At 70.7% G+C, this 2434-nt stretch carries 2 protein-coding genes; both read left to right on the forward strand.

Annotated elements, in window-relative coordinates; genetic code table 11:
* Nucleotides 1-1071 (forward strand): efflux RND transporter permease subunit (locus H0W38_RS20940; RefSeq protein ID WP_292457823.1); only part of this gene is annotated, 1071 nt, incomplete at its 5' end.
* A gap of 163 nt (nucleotides 1072-1234) precedes the next feature.
* A partial coding sequence (locus H0W38_RS20945) for an efflux transporter outer membrane subunit (protein WP_292457824.1) occupies nucleotides 1235-2434 on the forward strand: 1200 nt, incomplete at its 3' end.

The raw sequence follows: 2434 nt of genomic DNA on the forward strand, positions 1-2434 counted from the left end.
CAGGTCAACGTGCCGCAGCTCTACGCCGACATCGACCGCACCAAGGCGCGCCAGCTCGGCGTGGCCGTGACCGACGTGTTCGACACGATGCAGATCTACCTCGGCTCGCTGTACGTGAACGACTTCAACAAGTTCGGCCGCACCTACACCGTGCGCGTGCAGGCCGACGCCGCCCACCGCGCGCGCGCCGAAGACGTGGGCCTGCTGAAGGTGCGCTCATCGACGGGCGAGATGGTGCCGCTGTCGGCGCTGATGACCGTGCGCAGCAGCTTCGGTCCGGAGCGCGCGATGCGCTACAACGGCTATCTCTCGGCCGACATCAACGGCGGCGCCGCACCCGGCTATTCGTCGGGCCAGGCACAGGACGCCGTGGAGCGCATCGCCGCCGAGACGCTGCCGCCCGGCATCGGCTTCGAGTGGACCGAACTCACGTATCAGGAGATCCTGGCCGGCAACTCGGCGATGTGGGTCTTCCCGCTCGCCATCCTGCTCGTGTTCCTGGTGCTCGCCGCGCAGTACGAGAGCCTGACCCTGCCGCTGTCGATCATCCTCATCGTCCCGATGGGTCTGCTCGCGGCAATGACCGGCGTGTGGCTCGACGGCGGCGACAACAACGTGTTCACGCAGATCGGGCTGATCGTGCTCGTCGGCCTGAGTGCGAAGAACGCGATCCTGATCGTCGAGTTCGCCCGCGAGCTGGAGTTCGCCGGCCGCAACCCCGTGCAGGCCGCCATCGAGGCGAGCCGCCTGCGGCTGCGCCCGATCTTGATGACCTCGCTGGCCTTCGTGATGGGCGTGCTGCCGCTGGTGCTGTCCACCGGCGCCGGCGCCGAGATGCGCCAGGCCATGGGTGTGGCCGTGTTCGCCGGAATGATCGGTGTGACGGCTTTCGGCCTGTTCCTCACGCCGGTGTTCTACGTGCTGCTGCGCCGGATGGCGGGCAACCGGCCGCTCAAGCTGCATGGAGAAGTGCCGCATGTCGAAGCCTTCGCGGGTTCGCCCGCTGCCGTCGGTGCCGGCGGCGCAAGCCTGAAACCGTTGCCCGCCGCTCCCGTGGCGCACCTCGAATGAGCCCCGTCCTGCTCCCTCTCCCGCCTGCGGGAGAGGGCGGGGGTGAGGGTCCACCGCATGAGCCCTCTCCCCCTCTCCCACGAGGTCGCGGGAGAGAGAGCAAGGCCGCAATCCTCTGCCCTGTGCTCGCAAGACATCGACAACATCCTTGAAAGGCAGCCTCATGAAACCATCGATCGCCGCCAACACGAACCAACGGCTTCCGCGCTCCATCCTCGCGCCTGTGTTCGCCGCGCTGCTCCTTGCGGGCTGCGTCACGGCGCCCGCCATCGATCCGGCCGCTCTGCCCGTCGCACCCGCCGCGTTCAAGGAGCGCGACAACCGCTGGACGCTCGCCGCGCCGGCGGAGCCGCAGGCGCGCGGCCAGTGGTGGCAAGCCTTCGCCGACCCCACGCTCACCGATCTGGTCGAACGAGCAGGCCTCGCCAACAACACCATCCACGTCGCGACCGCGCGGCTCGCGCAGGCACGCGCCCTCCTGCGGGCGACCGACGCCAACCGAGCGCCGCAGATCGGCATCGGCGCGAGTGCGTCACGCGGCACCCAGGCCGACACCGGCAGCGCGGCGACGACCTTCCTCGGCGCCGGCGCCGATCTCGGCTACGAGCTCGACCTGTTCGGCCGGCTCGCCACGGCCAGCCGCGCTGCGGCACTCGACGCCCAGGCGCGCGAAGCGCTGCTGCAGAGCACGCGCCTGCTCGTGCAGGCCGACGTGGCCCGCACCTATCTCGCCCTGCGCGCGGTCGATGAGGAACGCGCACTCGTGCGCGAAACCGTCGCCGCCTACCGCGACACGCTCGGGCTCACCGAGCGCCGCTACCAGGCTGGCGACATCGCCGAGCTGGACGTCGCGCGCATCCGCACCGAAGTCGCCGCGACCGAATCCGAAGCGCTCGCCCTCGACCGCCAGCGCGCGGAGCTCGAACACGCACTCGCGGTGCTGGTCGGCGAGGCCGCCTCCGGCTTCGAGATCGACGCCACCGACTGGGCGACCGCACTTCCGGTGATCCCGCCCGGCGTGCCCAGCACCCTGCTCGCGCGCCGGCCCGACGTGTCGGCCGCGCAAAGCTCCATGCTCGCCGCGCAGGCGCGCGTGGGCGTCGCGCAGGCGGCGTGGTTCCCGAACCTCTCGCTCACCGCCTCGGGCGGCTATGCGTCACCGGAACTCGGCGACCTTTTCCGGTGGTCGGCACGTGCCTGGGGCATCGGCGCGCTGCTCTCGCTGCCGCTGTTCGACGGCGGCCGGCGCGAGGCCGGCGTGCAGAACGCGAGCGCCGAACTAGACGCTGCACTTGCCGGTTACCGCGAGCAGGTGCTCGTGGCGTTCCGCGATGTCGAAGACCAGCTCTCCGCGCTGCGCCTT

Source organism: Methylibium sp., assembly GCF_013817365.1.
GTDB lineage: Bacteria > Pseudomonadota > Gammaproteobacteria > Burkholderiales > Burkholderiaceae_C > Methylibium.